At 70.8% G+C, this 20,166-nt stretch carries 22 protein-coding genes; 9 read left to right on the top strand and 13 right to left on the bottom strand.

Annotated features, from left to right (window positions below; all coding sequences use genetic code 11):
* Together ACFWPA_RS10620 and ACFWPA_RS10615 are read right to left on the bottom strand one after the other, a co-directional pair.
* Window positions 1-324: TRAM domain-containing protein (locus ACFWPA_RS10620; RefSeq protein WP_378570107.1), on the bottom strand; the 324-nt coding region annotated here is incomplete at its 3' end.
* Window positions 321-2,327, bottom strand: coding sequence for an APC family permease (locus tag ACFWPA_RS10615; RefSeq protein ID WP_378508731.1), 2,007 nt, complete (start codon window positions 2,325-2,327; stop codon window positions 321-323). The genes ACFWPA_RS10615 and ACFWPA_RS10620, both read right to left, overlap by 4 nt.
* A gap of 180 nt (window positions 2,328-2,507) precedes the next feature.
* On the opposite strand from ACFWPA_RS10615, the gene ACFWPA_RS10610 reads away from it, so the two are divergent.
* Together ACFWPA_RS10610 and ACFWPA_RS10605 are read left to right on the top strand one after the other, a co-directional pair.
* On the top strand, window positions 2,508-3,173 hold the full coding sequence (locus ACFWPA_RS10610) for a potassium channel family protein (protein WP_378508732.1): 666 nt from the start codon (window positions 2,508-2,510) through the stop codon (window positions 3,171-3,173).
* A 34-nt stretch (window positions 3,174-3,207) separates the two neighbouring features.
* Window positions 3,208-3,870: a potassium channel family protein gene (locus tag ACFWPA_RS10605; RefSeq protein ID WP_378508733.1), complete on the top strand. Its 663-nt coding sequence runs from the start codon at window positions 3,208-3,210 to the stop codon at window positions 3,868-3,870.
* A 182-nt stretch (window positions 3,871-4,052) separates the two neighbouring features.
* On the opposite strand, the gene ACFWPA_RS10600 is transcribed toward ACFWPA_RS10605, so the two are convergent.
* Window positions 4,053-4,754 (bottom strand): DUF3159 domain-containing protein, encoded by a 702-nt coding sequence (locus ACFWPA_RS10600; RefSeq protein ID WP_378570106.1) that lies wholly within the window; start codon window positions 4,752-4,754, stop codon window positions 4,053-4,055.
* Window positions 4,755-4,826: 72 nt separating this feature from the next.
* The gene (locus tag ACFWPA_RS10595; protein WP_378508735.1) at window positions 4,827-5,204 is read right to left on the bottom strand and encodes an OB-fold nucleic acid binding domain-containing protein; all 378 of its coding nucleotides are present in this window, start codon (window positions 5,202-5,204) and stop codon (window positions 4,827-4,829) included.
* Window positions 5,205-5,380: 176 nt separating this feature from the next.
* On the opposite strand from ACFWPA_RS10595, the gene ACFWPA_RS10590 reads away from it, so the two are divergent.
* Window positions 5,381-6,103: an alpha/beta fold hydrolase gene (locus ACFWPA_RS10590; protein WP_378508736.1), complete on the top strand. Its 723-nt coding sequence runs from the start codon at window positions 5,381-5,383 to the stop codon at window positions 6,101-6,103.
* 18 nt (window positions 6,104-6,121) lie between these two features.
* Here ACFWPA_RS10590 and ACFWPA_RS10585 read toward each other — a convergent pair whose 3' ends face one another.
* The gene (locus tag ACFWPA_RS10585; RefSeq protein WP_378508850.1) at window positions 6,122-6,970 is read right to left on the bottom strand and encodes a DUF3710 domain-containing protein; all 849 of its coding nucleotides are present in this window, start codon (window positions 6,968-6,970) and stop codon (window positions 6,122-6,124) included.
* Complete coding sequence (gene dut / locus ACFWPA_RS10580) at window positions 6,970-7,467, bottom strand: dUTP diphosphatase (protein ID WP_378508737.1); 498 nt, start codon at window positions 7,465-7,467, stop codon at window positions 6,970-6,972. Before dut ends, ACFWPA_RS10585 begins: the two co-directional genes overlap by 1 nt.
* An 18-nt stretch (window positions 7,468-7,485) precedes the next feature.
* Here dut and ACFWPA_RS10575 point away from each other — a divergent pair, with 18 nt between their 5' ends.
* The gene (locus ACFWPA_RS10575) at window positions 7,486-8,019 is read left to right on the top strand and encodes a DUF3093 domain-containing protein (RefSeq protein WP_378508738.1); all 534 of its coding nucleotides are present in this window, start codon (window positions 7,486-7,488) and stop codon (window positions 8,017-8,019) included.
* 173 nt (window positions 8,020-8,192) lie between these two features.
* Here the strand turns inward: ACFWPA_RS10575 and ACFWPA_RS10570 are convergent, their stop codons facing one another.
* Window positions 8,193-8,495, bottom strand: a complete 303-nt coding sequence (locus tag ACFWPA_RS10570) for a DUF4193 domain-containing protein (RefSeq protein WP_378508739.1) — start codon at window positions 8,493-8,495, stop codon at window positions 8,193-8,195.
* Window positions 8,496-8,950: 455 nt separating this feature from the next.
* Between ACFWPA_RS10570 and cei the strand changes: the two genes are divergently transcribed.
* Complete coding sequence (gene cei / locus ACFWPA_RS10565; RefSeq protein WP_378508740.1) at window positions 8,951-9,634, top strand: envelope integrity protein Cei; 684 nt, start codon at window positions 8,951-8,953, stop codon at window positions 9,632-9,634.
* A 33-nt stretch (window positions 9,635-9,667) separates the two neighbouring features.
* On the opposite strand, the gene ACFWPA_RS10560 is transcribed toward cei, so the two are convergent.
* Window positions 9,668-10,588, bottom strand: coding sequence for an inositol monophosphatase family protein (locus ACFWPA_RS10560; protein ID WP_378508851.1), 921 nt, complete (start codon window positions 10,586-10,588; stop codon window positions 9,668-9,670).
* A gap of 60 nt (window positions 10,589-10,648) precedes the next feature.
* On the opposite strand from ACFWPA_RS10560, the gene ppgK reads away from it, so the two are divergent.
* Window positions 10,649-11,419, top strand: coding sequence for a polyphosphate--glucose phosphotransferase (ppgK, locus tag ACFWPA_RS10555; RefSeq protein WP_378508741.1), 771 nt, complete (start codon window positions 10,649-10,651; stop codon window positions 11,417-11,419).
* Window positions 11,420-11,538: 119 nt separating this feature from the next.
* Window positions 11,539-12,879 carry an RNA polymerase sigma factor gene (locus ACFWPA_RS10550; RefSeq protein ID WP_378508742.1) on the top strand — a complete coding sequence of 447 codons (1,341 nt, stop codon included), beginning with the start codon at window positions 11,539-11,541 and terminating at the stop codon, window positions 12,877-12,879.
* Here the strand turns inward: ACFWPA_RS10550 and ACFWPA_RS10545 are convergent.
* The 3 genes from ACFWPA_RS10545 to ACFWPA_RS10535 are packed head-to-tail and all read right to left on the bottom strand — an operon-like array spanning window position 12,876 to window position 14,963.
* Window positions 12,876-14,087 carry a cation:proton antiporter gene (locus tag ACFWPA_RS10545; RefSeq protein ID WP_378508743.1) on the bottom strand — a complete coding sequence of 404 codons (1,212 nt, stop codon included), beginning with the start codon at window positions 14,085-14,087 and terminating at the stop codon, window positions 12,876-12,878. The two genes, ACFWPA_RS10550 and ACFWPA_RS10545, sit on opposite strands and share 4 nt — an antisense overlap.
* Window positions 14,088-14,090: 3 nt before the next feature.
* Window positions 14,091-14,573, bottom strand: coding sequence for a cation:proton antiporter regulatory subunit (locus ACFWPA_RS10540; protein ID WP_378508744.1), 483 nt, complete (start codon window positions 14,571-14,573; stop codon window positions 14,091-14,093).
* A gap of 27 nt (window positions 14,574-14,600) precedes the next feature.
* Window positions 14,601-14,963, bottom strand: coding sequence for a DUF952 domain-containing protein (locus ACFWPA_RS10535; RefSeq protein ID WP_378508852.1), 363 nt, complete (start codon window positions 14,961-14,963; stop codon window positions 14,601-14,603).
* 226 nt (window positions 14,964-15,189) lie between these two features.
* On the opposite strand from ACFWPA_RS10535, the gene ACFWPA_RS10530 reads away from it, so the two are divergent.
* The gene (locus tag ACFWPA_RS10530) at window positions 15,190-15,390 is read left to right on the top strand and encodes a hypothetical protein (RefSeq protein ID WP_378508745.1); all 201 of its coding nucleotides are present in this window, start codon (window positions 15,190-15,192) and stop codon (window positions 15,388-15,390) included.
* Window positions 15,391-15,555: 165 nt separating this feature from the next.
* Here the strand turns inward: ACFWPA_RS10530 and ACFWPA_RS10525 are convergent, their stop codons facing one another.
* A complete protein-coding gene (locus ACFWPA_RS10525; RefSeq protein ID WP_378508746.1) occupies window positions 15,556-17,391 on the bottom strand; it encodes a DEAD/DEAH box helicase in 1,836 nt (611 codons plus the stop codon).
* Between the two features lie 234 nt (window positions 17,392-17,625).
* Between ACFWPA_RS10525 and ACFWPA_RS10520 the strand changes: the two genes are divergently transcribed.
* The gene (locus tag ACFWPA_RS10520) at window positions 17,626-18,642 is read left to right on the top strand and encodes a YihY/virulence factor BrkB family protein (RefSeq protein ID WP_378508853.1); all 1,017 of its coding nucleotides are present in this window, start codon (window positions 17,626-17,628) and stop codon (window positions 18,640-18,642) included.
* Window positions 18,643-18,661: 19 nt separating this feature from the next.
* Here ACFWPA_RS10520 and ACFWPA_RS10515 read toward each other — a convergent pair whose 3' ends face one another.
* Window positions 18,662-20,155 carry an alcohol dehydrogenase catalytic domain-containing protein gene (locus ACFWPA_RS10515; protein ID WP_378508747.1) on the bottom strand — a complete coding sequence of 498 codons (1,494 nt, stop codon included), beginning with the start codon at window positions 20,153-20,155 and terminating at the stop codon, window positions 18,662-18,664.
* Between the last annotated feature and the right edge of the window lie 11 nt (window positions 20,156-20,166).

Here is a 20,166-nt window from a genome sequence, read left to right as displayed (position 1 = left end):
GAGTTGTTCGGCGACCACCGACGCCTTGATCGCGCGCTGGCCGGGCAGCGACGCGTGCGACAGGTCGCAGCAGCCTGCCCCGCCGGGTCCGGAGATCGGGCAGAGCGGGTCGACGCGTTCCGGGGAGGGATCGACGATCTCGAGCGCGTCCGCGCGGCAGAACGACCCGCCGCGGTCCTCGGTGACCCGGGCCCGCACCAGTTCGCCGGGCAGCCCGTGCCGGACGAATACCACCCGCCCCTCGTGCCTCGCCACGCAAAACCCACCGTGCCCGGGGTTGCCGAGCCGAACCGCAAGCGTCCGGCCGAACCAACTCTCGCTCACTGCTTCCCCTTCTCGTCCGGGGCGTCGAACCCGCGCCGGGTGCCGCCGGGCACGGTGGGCACGGTGTAGCGCTTGACCCGTTCCGACGAGGTCAGCTGCCACGGAACGGACGTCACCATCACCCCGGGCTGGAACAGCAACCGGCTCTTGAGCCGCAGCGCGCTCTGGTTGTGCAGGATCTGCTCCCACCAGTGCCCGACCACGTACTCGGGGATGAACACGGTGACGACGTCCCGCGGCGAGTCGCGGCGCACCCGCCGCACATAGTCGAGCACCGGCTTGGTGATCTCCCGGTAGGGCGACTCGATCACCTTGAGCGGCACCGTGATGTCGCTCTTCTCCCACTCCCGGACCAGGGCCCGGGTGTCGGGTTCGTCGACGTTCACGGTGACCGCCTCGAGGGTGTCGGGGCGGGTCGCGCGGGCGTAGGCCAGTGCCCGCATCGTCGGCATGTGCATCTTGGACACCAGAACGATCGAGTGGGTGCGGCTGGGCAGCACCCCGTCCCACTCCTGATCCTCCAGCTCCGCGGCGACGCTGTCGTAGTGCCGCCGGATGGACTTCATCAGCACGAAGATCGCGACCATCGCGACGATCGCGATCCAGGCGCCCGCAGCGAACTTGGTGATCAGGACGATCACCAGGACCGCACCCGTCATCGCGAGGCCGATCGAGTTGATCACCCTGGACCGCTGCATGTGTCGCCGCTGCTCGGGATCGGACTCGGTCCGCAGGTGCCGCGTCCAGTGCCGGATCATGCCGGTCTGGCTGAGCACGAACGAGACGAACACGCCGACGATGTACAGCTGGATCAGCTTGGTGACCTCGGCACCGAACACCACGACGAAGGCGATCGCAGCGCCGGAGAGGAACAGGATGCCGTTGCTGAACGCGAGCCGGTCGCCACGGGTGTGCAGCTGCCGCGGCAGATACCGGTCCTGGGCGAGAATCGACCCGAGGACCGGGAATCCGTTGAACGCGGTGTTGGCGGCGAGCACCAGGATCAGCGCGGTGACGATGGCGATGAAGAAGAATCCGATCGGGAAGCCGGAGAACACCGCCTCGGCGATCTGCGCGATCAGGGTCTTCTGGTGGTATCCCTCTGGGGCGCCGACCAGCTGGGTTGCCGGGTCGTGCGCGTACACGATGCCGATCTTCTGGGCGAGCACGATGATGCCCATCAACAGCACGATCGCGAACGTCCCGAGCAGCAGCAGGGTGGTGGCCGCGTTGCGGGACTTCGGCTTCCGGAACGCCGGGACACCGTTGCTGATCGCCTCCACACCGGTGAGCGCCGCGCACCCCGAGGAGAAGGCGCGGGCGATCAGGAAGGCGAACGCGATGCCGTACAGGTGCGAGTCCTCCGCGACCAGCTCGAAACCGGACGACTCGGCCTGGATCTCCTCGCCGAGCACGTAGGTGCGGAACAGCCCCCACCCGAGCATGCCGCACATGCCGACGATGAACGCATAGGTCGGGATCGCGAACGCGGTTCCGGACTCGCGAATACCGCGCAGGTTCACCGCGGTGAGCACAGCGATCGCGACGACCGCGAACAGCACCTTGTGCTCGGCGACGAACGGCACCGCCGAGCCGATGTTCGACGCCGCGGACGAGATGGACACCGCGACCGTGAGCACGTAGTCGACCATCAGCGCGCTGCCGACGGTCAGCCCGGCGTTCGGGCCGAGGTTGACGGTCGCGACCTCATAGTCGCCGCCACCCGACGGGTAGGCGTGCACGTTCTGCCGGTAGCTCGCGACGACCACCGCCATGACGGCGCAGACCGCGAGCCCGACCCACGGCGTGTACGCGTAGGCGGCGATCCCGGCGACGGACAGCACCAGGAAGATCTCCTCCGGCGCGTACGCGACCGAGGACATCGCGTCGGACGCGAAGACCGGCAGCGCGATCCGCTTGGGCAGCAGGGTGTGTCCCAGCTTGTCGCTTCGGAACGGCCTACCCACCAACAGCCGCTTCGCAGCGGTCGAGAGCTTTGACACCGCCAAAGCGTAAGCCGTCCGATTCGATCCGGCGGCATCCGCACCGATACGTCCGGTTTCGGCCCGGCAGCGGGCGGGCCGTGCGCACCACGGCGGGCCGACCGGTACCGTTCGGGTTCACGGGCAGCGAGCCGACCGACGGCCCGCGTACGGCCTCGGGGAGTCAGCGGAGGGTGAGCGGTGTACGTAGTCGTGATGGGGTGCGGCCGGGTCGGATCCGCCCTCGCGGCCGGGCTGAACCGGATCGGCCACGAGGTCGCGATCATCGACCGGGATCCGGAGTCGTTCCGGCGCCTCGACCCCGAGTTCACCGGACAGCGGGTGGTCGGCATGGGTTTCGACCGCGACGTCCTCGTCAAGGCGGGCATCGAACGGGCGGAGGCGTTCGCCGCGGTCTCCTCCGGCGACAATTCGAACATCATCTCCGCGCGGGTCGCGCGGGAGACGTTCGGGGTCGGCCGGGTGGTGGCGCGGATCTATGACGCGAAGCGCGCCGCCGTCTACGAGCGGCTCGGCATCCCGACCGTCGCGACGGTGCCGTGGACGACGGACCGGTTCCTGCACCAGTTGACGAAGGAGTCGCACACCACCAAGTGGCGCGATCCATCGGGGACCGTCGCGGTCGCCGAACTCGACCTGCACGAGGACTGGGTCGGGCACCGGGTCACCGAACTAGAGGAGTTCACCGGGTCGCGGGTCGCGTTCCTGATCCGGTTCGGCAGCGGGGTCCTTCCCGGCCCGAAGACCGTGATCCAGGCCGAGGACCAGGTGTACGTCGCCGCGGTGTCGGGCACGGTCGCCGAGGCCGTAGCGCTGGCCGCGACCGCGCCGCCTGCCGACAACTGACCGACCGCCAGCCCACCCGATCGGAAGTGAACCGATGAGAGTCGCAATTGCCGGAGCCGGAGCAGTCGGCCGGTCGATCGCCCGCGAGTTGGTCCGCAGCGACCACCACGTGATGCTGCTCGAACGCAAGCTCGAGCACGTCGAGCCCGAGGTCATCCCGGAGGCGCACTGGGTGCACGCGGACGCGTGCGAGCTCGGACTGCTCGAGACCGCGCAGCTGGAGACGTACGACGTGGTGATCGCGGCGACCGGCGACGACAAGGCGAATATCGTCGTCAGCCTGCTCGCGAAGACGGAGTTCGCGGTCAGTCGGGTGGTGGCCCGGGTCAACGATCCGCGCAACGAATGGTTGTTCGACGACTCGTGGGGAGTCGACGTTGCGGTGTCGACGCCGCGGATGCTGGCGTCGCTGGTCGAGGAGGCCGTCTCGGTCGGCGACCTGGTCCGGCTGATGACGTTCCGGCAGGGTCAGGCGAACCTGGTGGAGATCACGCTGCCCGCCGACACCCCGCTCGCGGGCAAGCCGGTGCGCCGGATGCTGTTGCCTCGGGATGCGGTGCTGGTCACCATCATCCGCGGCGGGCGGGTGATCGCGCCGCAGCCCGACGACCCGATCGAGGGCGGTGACGAGCTGGTGTTCGTCGCGTCGGTGGAGGTCGAGGACGAGCTGCGGGAGGCGGTGGGCCTGGACCACTGACCGGCGGACGCGGTGCGCGCGGCGGCCACCGCAGGGGAATGCACATCGGCACCGCCACAACGACGGCAATTGTCCGATTAATCCGGGCCGCGACCCGCCCAATAAATCACGAATTCATATCGCCGGAATTGAAATACATCACCATTCGACAACAATTCCGACGGGGCGCAGCGCGGGCTTTCTCATGGCCTCGCCTGGCGGTCGGCGGGCGGGGCGTCGGCGGGGTCCGCTCCCCCGCCGGCCAGACTCTCGGCGTCCCGTTCGTCGGCGTCCAACCCGGCCGCGTCCACCGCGCGATCCGCTCGGCGCACCGCCCAGACGGTCACCACCAGCACCAGCGCGGTCAACGGCCAGCCCATCCCGATCCGGGCCACCGCCAGCCAGCCGGTGTGATCGGTGTCGTACAACTGGGACTGCACCAGGTACCGCGCGCCGAAGACCACGGCCCAGGCCACGGTCGCGACGTCGTAGGCCCGCGTCGCCACCCGCGACCGTCGCCAACTGTTGCCGTGCCCGTTGAGGAATCCCCACACCACGCCCACCAGCGGCCAGCGCACCAGGATCGACACCAGGAAGACACCCGCGTACAGCAGCGAGGTGTAGATGCCGAAGAGGAAGTATCCCTTCGCGTCCCCGGTCCGGTGCGCGATGAACGCACAGATTCCGACACCGACGAAGCCGGAGATCGCCGGCTGCACGGTCCCCCGCACCACCAGTCGCCACACCAGGATCGCCGCGGCGACGCCGAGCGCGGCCCAGATGGCCGGGGTCAGCCCGAACAGGCCGTTCACGGGAACGAACACCAGGATCGGCAGGGTCGAGTAGATCAACCCGCTGATGCCGCCGAGCTGTTCGAGGATGGTGGGCTGCTGCCTGTCGGTCACCCCACGAGGGTGCCACATCGGCTCCCCTGCCTGCACCGCCCGGCGCCCGCCGTCGGCCCCGCGCGGACGGCCCTACGAATCGCCGAGGAGCTCGTAGTACGGGTTGTAGATGGTCTTCTGGCCGTTGCGCTCCCCGAGCCTGCCCCGGACCAGCAGCTTCTTCCCGGTCTCGATCCCGGGGATCCGGCGGCGGCCGATCCACACCAGGGTCACCGGATCGGTGCCGTCGAACAGTTCCGCCTGCACGGTGGCGCTGGTGGACTTCGAACAGGACTCCACGCTGCGCAGCCTGCCCTGCATCGTCACCTCCTCGCCGTGCCGACAGTCGCTGGCGCACTGGGCGCCCGATGCCTGCGAGGACTCCGCCATCTCCTCGGCGTCGAGTTCGTCGATGTCCTCGGTCAGGCGGCGGGTCAGTCGCCTGATGTATCCGTTGGCCGCGAGTGCCATTGCGCGCTCCTTCGAGCTTGCCAAGAACGTGGTGCGGGTGCGGGGCCGTCCCGGTCGGCGTTCGCCGCCCTCGGCCACGCGTCGGTGGTCTCCGTGTCCGCCACTGTAGACCCTGATCCGGGCGGGTCAACCAGACCGGTTGGGATCGGCGACCGGGCACCGTGCACTATCGACGCATGGCACCGCTGACACTGCCGCCCGTCGCCGTGGCACTCCCCGGGACCGGGTCCGACGCCGACTTTGCCGCCCGCGCGTTCACCGCCGCGTTGTCGCAGGCAGGGGTCCGGGTCATCGCGGTCGACCCCGACCCGCGCCGGGTGGTCGACAGCTACTGGGACGCGCTGAATGCCGCGGCGGCCCGGCACCACCGGATCCTGGCCGCAGGCATCTCGATCGGCGCCGCGGTCGCGCTGGACTGGGCGGCGCAGCACCCGGGCAGCGCGGCGGGGGTCCTCGCCGCGCTGCCCGCGTGGACCGGCGACCCCCGCGACGCCCCCGCCGCGGCGAGCGCCGCGTTCACCGCGCAGCGACTGCGCGCCGACGGGCTCGAGGCCGTCATCGAGGAGATGGTCGCCAGCTCCCCAGGCTGGCTCGGCATCGAACTCGCCCGCTCGTGGCGATCCCAGTGGCCGCACCTGCCGCGTGCCCTCGACGAGGCGGCCCGGTACGACGCGCTCACCGAGGACCGGCTCGCCGGGACACCCGTCCCCGTCGGCATCTGCGCGGCCGTCGACGACGCCGTGCATCCGATCGCCGTGGCACGGCAGTGGGTCGGGGTGCTCCCGCACGCCGCGCTCGAGACCGTCACCCTCGACGACGTCGGCGCCGACCCTGCCGCGCTCGGACGCGGTTGCCTGGCGGCACTCGCACGGCAGCCGAGTCAGCCGCAGACGGTGTAGACCACCGCCTGCCTCGACTCAGTTGCGCTCGATCTGCTGCATCGCGGAGCCGGAGCCGCCGGGACGCTGCTCCGGAGGGGTCCGATCCCGCTCCTGCTGCGCCAGGGCCGCCGCCGTTGCCGCCTGCTGTTGCGCGGCGAGCGCCTGCTGCTGGGCCTGCTCCTGCTGAGCCTGCGCCTGTTGCTGCGCCAGGACCTGCTGCTGCTGCGCGGCGACGAGCTGGTCGGCCAGTGCCTGCGGGAGGACCACCGGCAGCGGGGTCCGCACCGGATGGGGCTCGTCGCCCCGCCGCACCACCGTTTCGCGCAGCACCTCGCGGGCCACCCCGGCGAGCGGGGAGTCCGACCCGGCGGAGCCGGTCGGCCCGGCCGCGACACAGCGGATCATCCAGCGGTAGCCGTCGATGCCGATGAACCGCAGGTCCGCATTCGGGGTGATCGCGTGGATCTCCCGCCCCCACGGGCCGCCCTGCACGGTGACCTGCGCGTTGTCGGTCCGCAGCGACTCGGTGAGGTCGGCGGTCACCTCACGCCATTGCCCCGGCGACTTCGGCGCGGCGTACGCGGCGACCGTGATCCGGCCGTGCTGCGTCACCAGGTGCACCGCCTGCGGTGTGCCGTCGGGGGCCATCTCGACCTGGATCTGCCCGCCCTCCGGCACCGGCACCAGCACCGAACCGAGGTCGAGTCGCCCCTCGGCGGGGTCGCCGTCCAGGTCGAGGACGTCGTACGGTCCACGCTCCTCGGTCCCGAGGGCCGGGAACTCGTCGGTGATCTCGGTGGCGCTGACGTCGTCCACGTCCGCCCGGCCCCGCACGGACGGGTTGCCCTCGGCAGCCTCGACGTCCTTCTTCTTCCGCCCGAACATCATCGTGCCTCCTCCCTGACCGGTTCGGCAGCCGCGTGCAGCAGCGCGTGGCCACCGCTGGAACCGTGGCCGCCGGTGCCCCGGCTGGTGTCGTCGAGCGCGTCAACCTCCACGAACGTCACCAGTTCGACGCGCTGCACCAGCAGTTGCGCGATCCGGTCGCCGCGCCGGATGTCGATCGGGGTGTGGATGTCGTGATTGATCAGGCACACCTTGATCTCCCCGCGGTACCCGGCGTCCACGGTGCCGGGGGTATTCACCACGGACAGCCCGGACCTGGCCGCGAGGCCGGACCGCGGATGGATCAGCCCCACGGTCCCGATCGGCAGCGCGACGGCGATCCCGGTGCCCACCAGGGCACGCTCACCGGGTGCGAGGGTGACGTCGACGGACGAGCAGAGGTCGACGCCCGCGTCGCCGTCGTGCGCACGTCGCGGGAGTGGTAGCTCGGGATCGAGGCGTAGCAGCTCGATGGCAGGAAGATCGCTCACGTGCACCGAGACTACTCTGGATGCGTGCCTGCGAACCCCCAACCTGGGAACCCCCAACCGACGTCCGGCCCGACCCCGGCCACCGACCGCTCGAGCTACTCGGAGCGACTCTGGGTCCCACCGTGGTGGTGGGTCGCGGGGCTCGCGGTCGCCGGGCTGCTTGCCGCCGAGGTGAACATGGCCCAACCGGGCATCCCGGCGTGGCTGCCGTACGCGCTGCTGCTTCCGTTCCCGGTGTGGGGCCTGCTGTGGCTGAGCCGGATGCGGGTCGACGTCGTCGCGGGTGCGCACGGCGACGCGGGTGAGCTGCGGGTCGGGCGCGCGCACCTGCCGGTCGACGTGATCGCCCGGGTCGCCGTGGTGCCCCCGTCGGCGAAGTCGGCCGCGCTGGGCCGCCAGCTCGATCCCGCCGCGTTCGTGCAGAACCGGACCTGGATCAAGACCATGCTGCTGATCGTCCTCGACGATCCGGACGACCCGACCCCGTACTGGCTGGTCAGCACCCGCCGGCCGCACGAGCTGGCGGCGGCGCTTGGCTGGAACACCGGGGCCGCGTAGCACCCCCGCACCCGGACGACGAACGCCCGCGTCCCACCCCGAGTGCTCGGGTGGGACGCGGGCGTTGCTCGTTCGGGTGCGGGGTCAGCGCGCGGTCCGGGCTCGCGCGTCACCGCGGGCCGACCCCATCGGGCCGGGCCGAGAGCGGGACGTGCGGCCGTCGCGGTGCACCGTCAGGCGGCGCAGTCCATGCAGATCATCTCGCCGTTGGCCTCGCTGGCCAGTCGGCTCCTGTGATGCACCAAGAAACAGCTGGAGCAGGTGAACTCGTCCGCCTGCTTCGGCACCACACGAACCGACAGTTCCTCGCCGGACAGGTCGGCACCCGGCAGTTCGAAGGACTCCGCCGTATCCGACTCGTCGACGTCGACGACCGCGGACTGGGCCTCGTTTCGCCGCGCCTTCAACTCCTCCAGCGAGTCCTCCGACACCTCATCGGATTCCGAACGCCTCGGTGCGTCGTAGTCGGTTGCCATCTCGTCTTCCCCTCGTCCTCTCTCGTCATCTGTCCCCGTCCCCACGCCCGGTGGGCGTGCCACCTGTCGCAGCCTCGCTGCACAACGCATCAGGACGACGAAATGTGCCCGGAAGTTAGCAAGAGAAAATATGATTCGACTCACATTCTTCTCAAATCTGCACACTTCCGCGACCACCGTCCTGTCACGATCAGGCGGCCAGACAATAGCCGAACTCGGCGGAAATGTCGCGGTCCATTTCGCCGTGGCCCGAAAACCGTCCGGCACACGACACAAACACCTCGATCCGCCTGGGCATTCCGGACCGGGACGATGTCCGTCACACCGCAGCCCCGGCGGGCACCGACCGACCCGGCACGCACGCCGCGCCGCCTCCGGTGTCGCGACGCGACCCGACCCTTCACTACGCTGTGCGCACGCAGCAGCACCCGAACAGCGAGAGGTCAGGACGCAACGTGGTTTCACTGATCACCGAGGGCAGTTCCACCGGCCCGAACGGCAAGCCCTATCCGTACCGACGGGCCCTGCCGGTGATCGCGCTGATCGCGGTACTCGCGGTGCTCGGCGCGCTGTTGTGGTTCCGGATCCTCACCAAGCCGACCGAGCTGTCCGCCCCGGTGGTCTGCAACCCGCCGTCCGTGTCCGGCCCGGTCGACCCGGACGCGCCTGCACCGCAGCCGCTCGGCGACCAGGTCCCGGCGTCCACTCTCCTCGACGTCGAACCGGCCCCGCTGTCCGCCACCCGGGTCCGCGTGTTCAACGCGAACGGTGAGCGCGGTCAGGCCGCCGACGTCGCGTCCCAGCTGAGCGACTACGGCTTCGCCGCGGCCCCGGACATCCAGTCCGGCAACGACCCGGTGTACGTCGACCAGAACATGCAGTGCCAGGGCCAGATCCGGTTCGGGACGAGCGGCCTCGCCGCGGCCAGCTCGCTGTGGCTCGCGATGCCGTGCGCGGAACTGATCCAGGACGGCCGCACCGACGACATCGTCGACCTCGCCCTCGGCACCTACTTCCGCAACCTGCAGCCCAATACCGACGCCGAAGAGGTGCTCTCCGCACTCAAGACCACCGCCCCCGACGGTGCGGGCGCGGTGGACATCGACCTGCTCAAGGCCGCCCGCACCGTTCACTGCTGACCGCACGCCCCCGACACGGAGGGCGGGGCGCGCTCACACCGGAATCGGGTCGAGCGCCCCCACCTCCGCGAACAGCTCGTCGAGGGCACCGGCGACCCCCGGCGCGGCGGCCACCGTGATCGCGCCCTCGTCGCTGGTGGACTCCGCCGACGGCAGCCGAACGACCGCGCCTGCCTCCTCCGCGACCAGCGACCCGGCCGCCCAGTCCCATGGGCTGAGCCCGTGCTCGTAGTGGGCGTCGACCCGGCCGGCAGCGACCATGCACAGGTCCAGCGCGGCGGACCCGATGCGGCGGATGTCGCGCACCCGGGGCAGCAGCGCGGCGACCAGCTCGCCCTGCCGCCGCCTGCGCTGCGCCACGTACCCGAATCCGGTGGCCAACAACGACATCGACACCTCCGTCGCCTCGGTGCAGCGCAGCGTGTGCACCGCGCCGTGCGCCTCATGCAGCGTCGCACCCTGCCCGCGCGCGGCGGAGTAGACCGCGCCCGAGGCGACGTCCACGACCGCGCCTGCGACCGAGACCCCGTCGATCTGGGCCGCAACCGAGATCGCGAACGCCGGGATCCCGTACAGGAAGTTCACCGTTCCGTCGATGGGGTCGACGACCCACCGAACCCCGTCCGGGCCGCCGTCCCGGCCACCCTCCTCGCCCAGCACGGCGTCGCCGGGGCGGAGTTCGGCGAGTTGCGCCCGGATCAGGTCCTCGGTCTCGGTGTCCACCACCGTCACCGGGTCGGTGGGGGTGCTCTTCGCCGCAACGGCGTCGGCGCCGGGGACCGCGGCGTGGCCGACCGCCGCGAACACCTCGGGTCGCCGCGCGGCGACATGGGCTGCGGCGGCCACGGCGACCCGGACCGCGACGGCGCGCAGTGCCGCCGGGCCGTCGGGCGCCGCGCCCGCCCCGCTGTCGACGGGGCGGCGGGCGGCGGGGTGATCCTCGAAAAACGGCACACCCCATGGTGCCTCACCGGTTCCCGTCACGGCGCAACCACAGCCACTATCGTTGCCGCCATGACGGATGCGACGCAGCAGACGATCCGTGGCTTCGGCGTCGATGTCGGAGGCAGCGGCATCAAGGGCGGTGTGGTCGACCTGGACACCGGCGACCTGATCGGCGACCGGATCAAGATCCTCACCCCGCACCCCGCGACCCCGACGGCGGTCGCCGCGACGGTCGCGGAGATCGTCGCCCGCGCCGGGTGGACCGGACCGGTCGGGATCACGCTCCCCGCCGTCGTCACCAACGGCATCTGCCGCACCGCGGCGAACATCGACCACGCGTGGATCGGCACCGATGCCCGCGCCCTGTTCACCGCGGCCCTCGGCGGGGCGCCGGTCGCGGTCCTCAACGACGCCGACGCGGCGGGCATCGCCGAGGACCGCTACGGGGCGGGCCGGGACGTCGACGGCGTGGTCGTGCTGCTCACGTTCGGTACCGGGATCGGGTCCGCGATTCTCAACCACGGCGTGCTGCTGCCGAACACCGAGTTCGGACACATGGAGGTGGACGGGAAGGAGGCCGAGCACCGCGCGTCGTCCGCGGTCAAGGAGCTTCGGGACCTGTCGTACAAGGAGTGGGCGAAGGAGGTCTCCCGGGTCCTCGTCCGGTACGAAGCGCTGCTGTGGCCCGACCTGTTCATCGCGGGCGGCGGCATCAGCCGCAAGGGCGAGAAGTGGATCCCGCACCTGACCAACGACACCCCCGTCGTCGCGGCATCGCTGCTGAACACGGCGGGTATCGTCGGTGCGGCGCTGACCGCGGCAACCAGCATCGGGGCGTAACCCTCCCGGAGGATAGTTACAATGGTGAGGCCGACGTCCAAGCCGGCCGACATCAACTGACCTCTCCGCCGGAAATCCTCTGGCGTGACGCCGCACGACTCCGTCACGAAAGGGCGTACGTGGCCGCCACCGAAACCAGTCCGACCTCCGACTCCGCGACCGAAGCGGAGGTCACCGGTACCGCTCCCGCGAAGAAGGCGGCCGCGAAGAAGGCCCCCGCGAAGAAGGCCCCCGCCAAGAAGGCCCCCGCCAAGAAGGCCGCAGCAAAGAAGGCCCCCGCCAAGAAGGCCGCGGCGAAGAAGGCCGCCACCAAGAAGGCGGGCGACCCGAACGCGGCGGACGAGGGCCACGACGACGGCGACCTCGAGCTCGAGGGCCCCCAGGGCGAGCTGACCGAGGAGGTCGTCGAGGACATCACCGTCGAGGACGACGAGACCACCGAGGAGCCGTCCGAGAAGGACAAGGCGTCCGGCGACTTCGTGTGGGACGAGGAGGAGTCCGAGGCGCTCCGGCAGGCCCGCAAGGACGCCGAGCTGACCGCGTCCGCCGATTCGGTGCGCGCGTACCTCAAGCAGATCGGCAAGGTCGCCCTCCTCAACGCCGAGGAGGAGGTCGAGCTCGCCAAGCGCATCGAGGCCGGCCTGTACGCAACGCAGCTGATGGCCGAGCACGCCGAGAAGGGCGAGAAGCTCCCCGCCGCGCAGCGCCGCGACATGAACTGGATCTGCCGCGACGGCAACCGCGCCAAGAACCACCTGCTCGAGGCCAACCTGCGACTGGTCGTCTCGCTCGCGAAGCGGTACACGGGCCGCGGGATGGCGTTCCTCGACCTGATCCAGGAGGGCAACCTCGGTCTGATCCGCGCGGTCGAGAAGTTCGACTACACCAAGGGCTACAAGTTCTCCACGTACGCCACCTGGTGGATCCGGCAGGCGATCACCCGCGCGATGGCCGACCAGGCCCGCACCATCCGCATCCCCGTCCACATGGTCGAGGTCATCAACAAGCTGGGGCGGATCCAGCGCGAGCTGCTGCAGGACCTGGGCCGCGAGCCCACCCCGGAGGAGCTCGCGAAGGAAATGGACATCACGCCGGAGAAGGTGCTGGAGATCCAGCAGTACGCGCGTGAGCCCATCTCGCTGGACCAGACCATCGGCGACGAGGGCGACAGCCAGCTCGGCGACTTCATCGAGGACTCCGAGGCCGTCGTCGCGGTCGACGCGGTGTCGTTCACGCTGCTGCAGGATCAGCTGCAGTCGGTCCTGGACACGCTGTCCGAGCGTGAGGCGGGCGTCGTGCGACTGCGCTTCGGCCTGACCGACGGGCAGCCGAGGACGCTCGACGAGATCGGTCAGGTCTACGGCGTCACCCGTGAGCGGATCCGGCAGATCGAGTCGAAGACGATGTCGAAGCTGCGGCACCCGTCGCGCTCGCAGGTGCTGCGCGACTACCTCGACTAGATTTCGTCGGTGACGGCCGTCGGCTCCCCCGCCGACGGCCGTTCGCGCAGCCGGGGCACCAGCAGCCGCGCGACGGGTTCGACGACCCGCGCGGCGACCGGCCCCAGGATCGCCATCAGCAGCACGTACGCGGTCGCGAGGGCGGCGAGTTCGCCCTCGACGGCGCCCGCGGACACGGCGAGACCCGCGATCACGATCGAGAACTCACCGCGCGCGACGAGGGCGGCACCGGCCCGCGCCTGGCCCATCCGGGCCACCCCCTGCCTGCGGCTCGCCCAGATTCCGGTGAGCACCTTCGTCGCGGTGGTGACGACAGCGAGGACGACCGCCCAGCCGAGGACCGGCGGGACCGTGGACGGATCGGTGTTCAGCCCGAACACCACGAAGAACATCGCGGCGAACAGGTCCCGCAGCGGCTCCAGCACCTGCGCGGCGTTGCGCGCCGTCGACCCGGAGATCGCGATGCCGAGCAGGAACGCGCCGACCGCGGCGGACACCTGCAGCGCGGACGCGATCCCGGCCACCAGCAGCGCAGCCCCGAGCAGCTTGAGCAGGAAGACCTCGCGGTCCTTGGCATCCACGATCTTCGACACCACGTGGCCGTGCCGCAGCGCGACGAGCAGCACCACCGCGAGCACCAGCAGGGCGATCCCCATCGCCTTGACACCGCCGAGCAGCCCAACCCCGGCCAGGGTTGCGGTGAGGATCGGCAGGTAGACCGCCATCGTCAGGTCCTCGAACACCAGGATCGACAGCACCACCGGGGTTTCCCGATTGCCGAGCCTGCCGAGGTCGGTGAGGACCTTCGCCACGATCCCCGACGACGAGATGTAGGTGACGCCCGCCATCACCAGCGCGCCGATCGGACCCCAGCCGAGCAGCAGGGCGACGACGACACCCGGCGTGCAGTTCAGGACGAGGTCGACGACACCGGCCATCCACGACTTCCGCAGACCGGTGACGAGCTCCGACGCCGTGTACTCGAGGCCGAGCAGCAGCAACAGCAGCACCACCCCGATCTCGCTCGCCAGGTGCCCGAACTCCCCGATGTCGCCGAGGGAGATGAACCCGCCGTTGCCGAAACACAGCCCGCCGATCAGGTACAGCGGGACCGGGGACATCCCGATTCGGCCGGCCAGCCGCCCGAGGACGCCCAGCGCGAAGAAGACCGCACCCAGCTCGACCAGCGCGAGCGCGGTGTTATCCACGGATCATCCGTGGTGCAGGATCTTGGCCGCGGCGTCCAGTCCGTCGGTGGTGCCGACGGCGACGAGGAGGTCACCCTCGGTGAGGTTGAAGTCCGGGTTCGGCGACGGATACACCTGCCCTGCGCGCATCACCGCCACCACCGACACGCCGGTGCGGGTGCGCATCCCGGTCTCGCCGAGGGTGCGCCCGTCGAACGGCGATTCCTCGCTGATCGGCAGCTGCCGGGTCGTGATCCCGGGGAGGTCGCGGTGCTCCTCGGTCAGCTGCGACACGAGCTGCGGCGCCCCGAGCAGATTCGCCAGCACCGCGGCCTCGTCCTCGGTCAGCCGCACCGAGGCCTGGCAGGAGTCGGGGTCGTCCTTCTTCGAGACGATCAGGTCGGTGCCGCCGTCGCGCAGCGTCACCACACCGACGCGCCGACCCGTGGCGAGCTCGAAGTCCTTGCGGATCCCGATCCCGGGCAGCGGGGTCACTTCCACGTTCATGACTCAACGGTAGCGCCGCGGGCGCGGTCAGGTGCGCAGGTCGCGGTGTCCCGGTCGCGGCGTGCGGTCGGCAGCAGGAAACATCCCGTCCGGCCCGGGCAAGTAGGGCACGACCGCGGTAACGGCGGCGGCGGGCAGGGGGCCGTACAGGTGCGGAAACCGCATCGACGCCGGGTCGGTCGGCACGCCCGGCTCCCACCGCAGCTCGGCGCCGAGCCGGGCCGCGTCGAGGTACAGCAGCACGATGTCGTCGCGGCCGAGGAACAGACGGTTCGCGGGCAGCTGCACCTGTTCGGTGGTGGACAGGTGCACGAACCCGTCGGAGCCGACGCTGTCCGGGATGCGTCGCCCGCTGTCCCGGCATCGCGCCCAGTCGTCGGCGGTGCACATGTGCACGAGGGTCGGATCGGTCACGGAACGAACCGTATCCCCGAGGCGGTCCGTGACCTGTGTCACCGCCCGACCGGTGTCTGCTGTTAGTGAAACCACAAAGAAACACCGTCGGGAACATCGAACGAACGCCGAACGTCTGACAGAGTGATGCCACCGCGTCACCCGACGCGGCGGACCAGCCCCCAAGGTCCCGGGTCGCACCGGGAGCCAGTACGGAGGAGTCATGCCCGGAACCCTGACCAGCCCCCCGTTGACCGCAGCCGACCGGTGCGACCGGTGTGGTGCCGGAGCCCGCGTCCGCGCGGTGCTCGCCTCTGGTGGAGAGCTCCTCTTCTGCCAGCATCACGCCAACGAGCACGAGGATCGACTCCGCGCGATGAACGCCACCATCGTCACCGGCGCCATCGACGAAGCAGCGATCTAGGCCGTCAGAACCGGGCGGCCTGACCCTCACAGACCCCCATTCGACACCGAAGGGCCCGCATCCACCGGATGCGGGCCCTTCGGCGTGCGGTCACCACCACAGCGGGCGGTGCACGTCACCACCACCGCGGGCGGTGCAATTCACCACCACCGCGGGCGGTGCAATTCACCACCGCCGGAGGGTGGCGATGCGGTCGGTGAGTTGCTCGACGGTCGCAATGGCCGTCGGCGGCCCGCCGCACACGCGGCGCAGTTCGCCGTGGATCCAGCCGTGCGGTTTGCCGGTGCGGTGATGGGTCATCGCGACGAGGCTGTTGAGTTCCTTGCGCAGCTCCGCCAGCTTCGCCGCGGACCCCACCCGGTCGGTCACCGCGGGCGGCGGGACCGGGGCGGCCGGTTCGGCGGGCTTCTTGTCCAGCTGGCTGGCCTGCCGCTCGCGGAGCAGTGCCCGCATCTGCTCGGCGTCGAGCAGACCCGGGAGCCCCAGATAGTCGGCCTCCTCGTCGCTGCCCGCGAAGGTCGCGGTGCCGAACGAGGAGCCGTCGTAGATGACCTGGTCGAGTTCGGCATCGGCGCCGAGGGAGGTGAACGCCTTCTCCTCCTCCCCGAGCTCGTCCTTCTGCTTGTTCGCGTCGGTGATCAGGTCGTCGTCGAGGCCGTCCTTCTCGCGGTGCGGTTTGCCGAGGACGTGGTCGCGTTGCACCTCGAGCTGGCTGGCCAGGTCGAGCAGGACGGGCACCGACGGGACGAAGACGCTGGCCGTCTCCCCCTTCCGCCGGGAGCGCACGAACCGGCCGATGGCCTGCGCGAAGAACAGCGGGGTCGACGCGCTGGTCGCGTACACCCCGACCGCCAGCCGCGGCACGTCGACGCCCTCGGACACCATCCGCACCGCGACCATCCACGGTTCGGTATTGCCGCTGAACTCGGCGATCCGCTTCGAGGCGGTGGGGTCGTCGGAGAGGACGACGGTCGGCGCCTGCCCGGTGAGGGCCTCGAGGATCTTCGCGTATGCGCGGGCGACGGTCTGGTCGGTCGCGATCACCAGGCCGCCCGCGTCGGGCATGCCGCCGGACCGCAGCTGCTGCAGGCGCGTGTTCGCCGCGGTGAGGACCGCGGGAATCCAGTCACCTGCCGGGTCCAGCGCGGTTCGCCAGGCCCGGGCGGTCTGTTCGGCGGACAGCGGTTCCCCGAGCCGGGCGGCGAACTCCTCGCCCGCATTGTTGCGCCAGCGGGCCTCACCGGAGTAGGCGAGGAACACGACCGGGCGGACGACGCCGTCGGCGAGGGCGTCGGAGTAGCCGTACGCGTGGTCGGCCTTCGACCGCATCAGGCCCTCGCGGTCCGGCTCGTATTGGACGAACGGGATCGCGGAGTCGTCGCTGCGGAACGGGGTGCCGGTGAGGGCGAGCCGACGCGTTGCCGGCTCGTACGCCTCCCGGATCGCGTCGCCCCAGCTCTTCGCGTCGCCGCCGTGGTGGATCTCGTCGAGGATCACCAGGGTGCGCCGGTTCTCGGTCCGCACCCGGTGCTTCGTCGGATGCGACGCGACCTGCGCATAGGTGACGACGACGCCGTGATAGTCGGCGGAGGTCTGACCGGTCGAGTTGGAGAAGTTCGCGTCGAGCGCGATGCCCACGCGGGCCGCGGATTCCGCCCACTGGTGCTTGAGGTGTTCGGTTGGCGCGACGACGGTGATCTGGTCGACGGTACGGTCACCGAGCAATTCGGCGGCAACCCGGAGGGCGAACGTCGTCTTACCGGCGCCCGGTGTCGCGACCGCGAGGAAGTCCCGCGGCGTCGTCGCCAGGTACTTCGTCAGGGCGCGCCGCTGCCAGGCGCGGAGCGTCGAGGTGGGCGCGGGGGCCGGTGTTTCGGTGTCACCTGTGAGCACTGAATTACCCGAAAGCACTGTCGCGTCCGCTCCTTCTCGACTGCGGGTCGATCTCGACCGTGAGGACTGCCGGACGAGCCTAACCCCGACCGCCGACGTTCTCCGCATCCAATGGCGCACACCACCAAAGGTGTCGCGGCGCCGACAGCGACCGACCGGGAAGTGTCCGACACGACCACCACCGGTGCGGCCCGGGACCCGGTCGTCAGGGATGCTGGACACATCATGAGCGAACCGATCGGCGACCAGCACCCTGGTGGGGGTCCCGCGGCGCCGACCGACCTACCGACGCATCACGCGGACCCGAGGCCGGACCGGCATCCGCTGCGAAAGACCTGGCAGGTGATCTCCCGGACCGCGGTCAAGGCGTGGGGGGATTCGATCTTCGGGAAGGCCGCGACGGCCGCGTTCTGGCAGACCCTGTCGCTGCCGCCGCTGCTGCTGGGGCTGCTCGGCAGCATCGGCTACGTCGGCGGCTGGTTCGGCCCGGACATCCAGCGGATCATCGAGTCGAAGATCATCACGTTCAGCCACACCGCGTTCAGCGAGAACGTCGTCGACCAGTTGATCTCCCCCACCGTGTCGGATGTGCTCGGGCGCGGTCGGCCGGAGATCATCTCGGCCGGCTTCCTGCTGTCGCTGTGGGCCGGCTCGTCGGCGATCTCCACGTTCGTCGACTCGATCGTCGAGGCGCACGGGCAGAAGGATGCCCGGCACCCGGTGTGGCAGCGGATCTTCGCCCTGCTGCTCTACGTGATGTTCCTGGTGGTGGCGGTGTTCGTGCTGCCGCTGGTGGCGCTGGGCCCGACGTTGATCGGTCAGGTGCTGCCCGAATCCTGGTACGACGTCGGGTCCAGCCTGGTCGACAGCTTCTACTACCCGGCGGTGGGCCTGCTGCTGATCGCCGGGCTGACCACGCTGTACAAGGTGGCGTTGCCGAAGACGTTGCCGTGGCATCGGCTGCTCGGCGGGTCGCTGCTCGCGGGGGTGTTCTTCATGGCCGCGAGCGTGGTGCTGCGTCGCTACCTCACCTGGGTGACGGGCACCGGGTACACCTACGGTGCGCTCGCCGCCCCGATCGCCTTCCTGCTGTTCACGTTCTTCCTCGGGTTCGCGGTGGTGCTTGGCGCCCAGTTCAACGCGACGATCCAGGAGTTTTGGCCCGCGCGCGCGACCCGGATCGAGCAGGTGCGGGAGTGGCTGGCCGCGCAGGCAGCGGCCGACGCGGGTGGGCCGGTGACGAGCCTGACCCGCCGACTGACGACCACGCCGATCCGCGCCGTCGGGACCGCCCGCGGCAAGCACGAGGAACCGGATCCCGAGGACCACCCGGATGCCTGCCCGCTGCCCCGGGAGTGACCGGCGGCGGGAGCTCGGCTCAGGGCACGACCAGGATCCGTCCGCGCGCCGCCCCTGACTCGAGCGCGCGGTGCGCGGCGGCCGCGTCCTCAAGGCGGTAGGTGGCCCCGACCCGTCCCCGGAGGCGGCCCGGCAGTAGACCGTTGACGGTCCGTGCGGCCGCGGCGAGGTCGTCGACGGACGCGTTGCTGATCGCGAAGCCACACACGGCCGCGTCGGCGGTGTACAACGGCCCGACCGGCAGCACCGGTGCGGCATCGAGGCCTGCAGCGACCACGATCCGGCCACCATGCCGGAGTAGGGGAAGCCATGCGCCAAGGTCGTACTCGCCGCTGGTGTCCCACCACACGTCGACTCCGTCCGGGGCGGCGGCCCTGATCCGGTCCACCGCGCCCTCCGTGTGCTGATCGATCACCGTCTCCGCCCCGCAGGCCCGGCACCACTCGGCGTCGCCGACCGCCGCGGTGGCCAGCACTCGGGCGCCGACCGCGGCGGCCACCTGCACCGCCGCGCTGCCGACCGCGCCGCTGGCGTGCCCGACCAGGACCGTCTCCCCCGGCTGGACCCGCGCCGTGCGCAGCAGCCCCAGGTGCGCGGTGGCCCCGGCATGCAGCACGGGCGCCGCGGCCAGCGGGTCGACCCGGTCGGGAAGCCGGTACAGCCGGTCGGCCTGCACCGACACATACTCCGAGAACGTCCCCTGCCTGCCCCCGTAGCCGAGGCTGTTGCACCAGACCCGGTCCCCGACGCGGTGCTCGGTGACGCCCGCTCCCGCCTCGACGACGGTCCCGACCAGGTCGCGGCCGATGACGAACGGCAGCGGGATCGGGGTCCGGTAGGCACCGGACCTGACGAACAGGTCGACATGGTTGACCGCGGTGGCCGTCAGTCGGACCAGCACCTCGGTACCGCCTGGCCGTGGGACCGGCAGCTGCCCGACCTCGATCCGCTCGACTCCCCCGCGGTGCCGGATGAACGCCGCGCGCATCGTCCGCGGCGCACTGCCCCGGTGGTCGGCGCCGTCGGGCGTGGGATCGGCCGCGAGCGGGCCGAGCCCTGCTGCCTCCACGTAGCGTCGCCCGAACGAGGCGACGAGGTCGGATTCACGGGCACCGCCCCAGGTGTAGGCGGGCGACCGGATCGGGGCCGCGCGGCGCACGGTGATCAGGGCCGCCTCGTTGGCCGGGTACCCGGGTCCGTTCAGCGCGAGGAGCCAGTCGTGCAGCCACTCGTACACGGGATGGCCGGGTGCGACGATCGCGGCCTCGCCCGCGAATCGGTAGCCCCGGCGTTTGAATACGTCGACGGCGTTGACCTCGACCCGCGGATCCCGGCGCAGATTGGCCATCGTGTGCGGGGAGGCGATGTCCATGAACGCCAGGTGGTCGTCGTCGTACACCCGGACCGACCCCTTCGGGGACAGGTTCGGGGCGCCGTCCGGGGACACCGTCGCGACGAACGACAGCATCGCCGACTCGACGATTCCGCGCATGTCCGCATCGATGACGCCCACCGGTCGCCTCC

The sequence above is a fragment of the Rhodococcus sp. NPDC058505 genome (assembly GCF_042720095.1).
Classification (GTDB): domain Bacteria; phylum Actinomycetota; class Actinomycetes; order Mycobacteriales; family Mycobacteriaceae; genus Rhodococcus_G.
The sequence above is the reverse complement of the archived record's forward strand: the minus strand, read 5'-3'. Positions and strand labels throughout refer to the sequence as shown.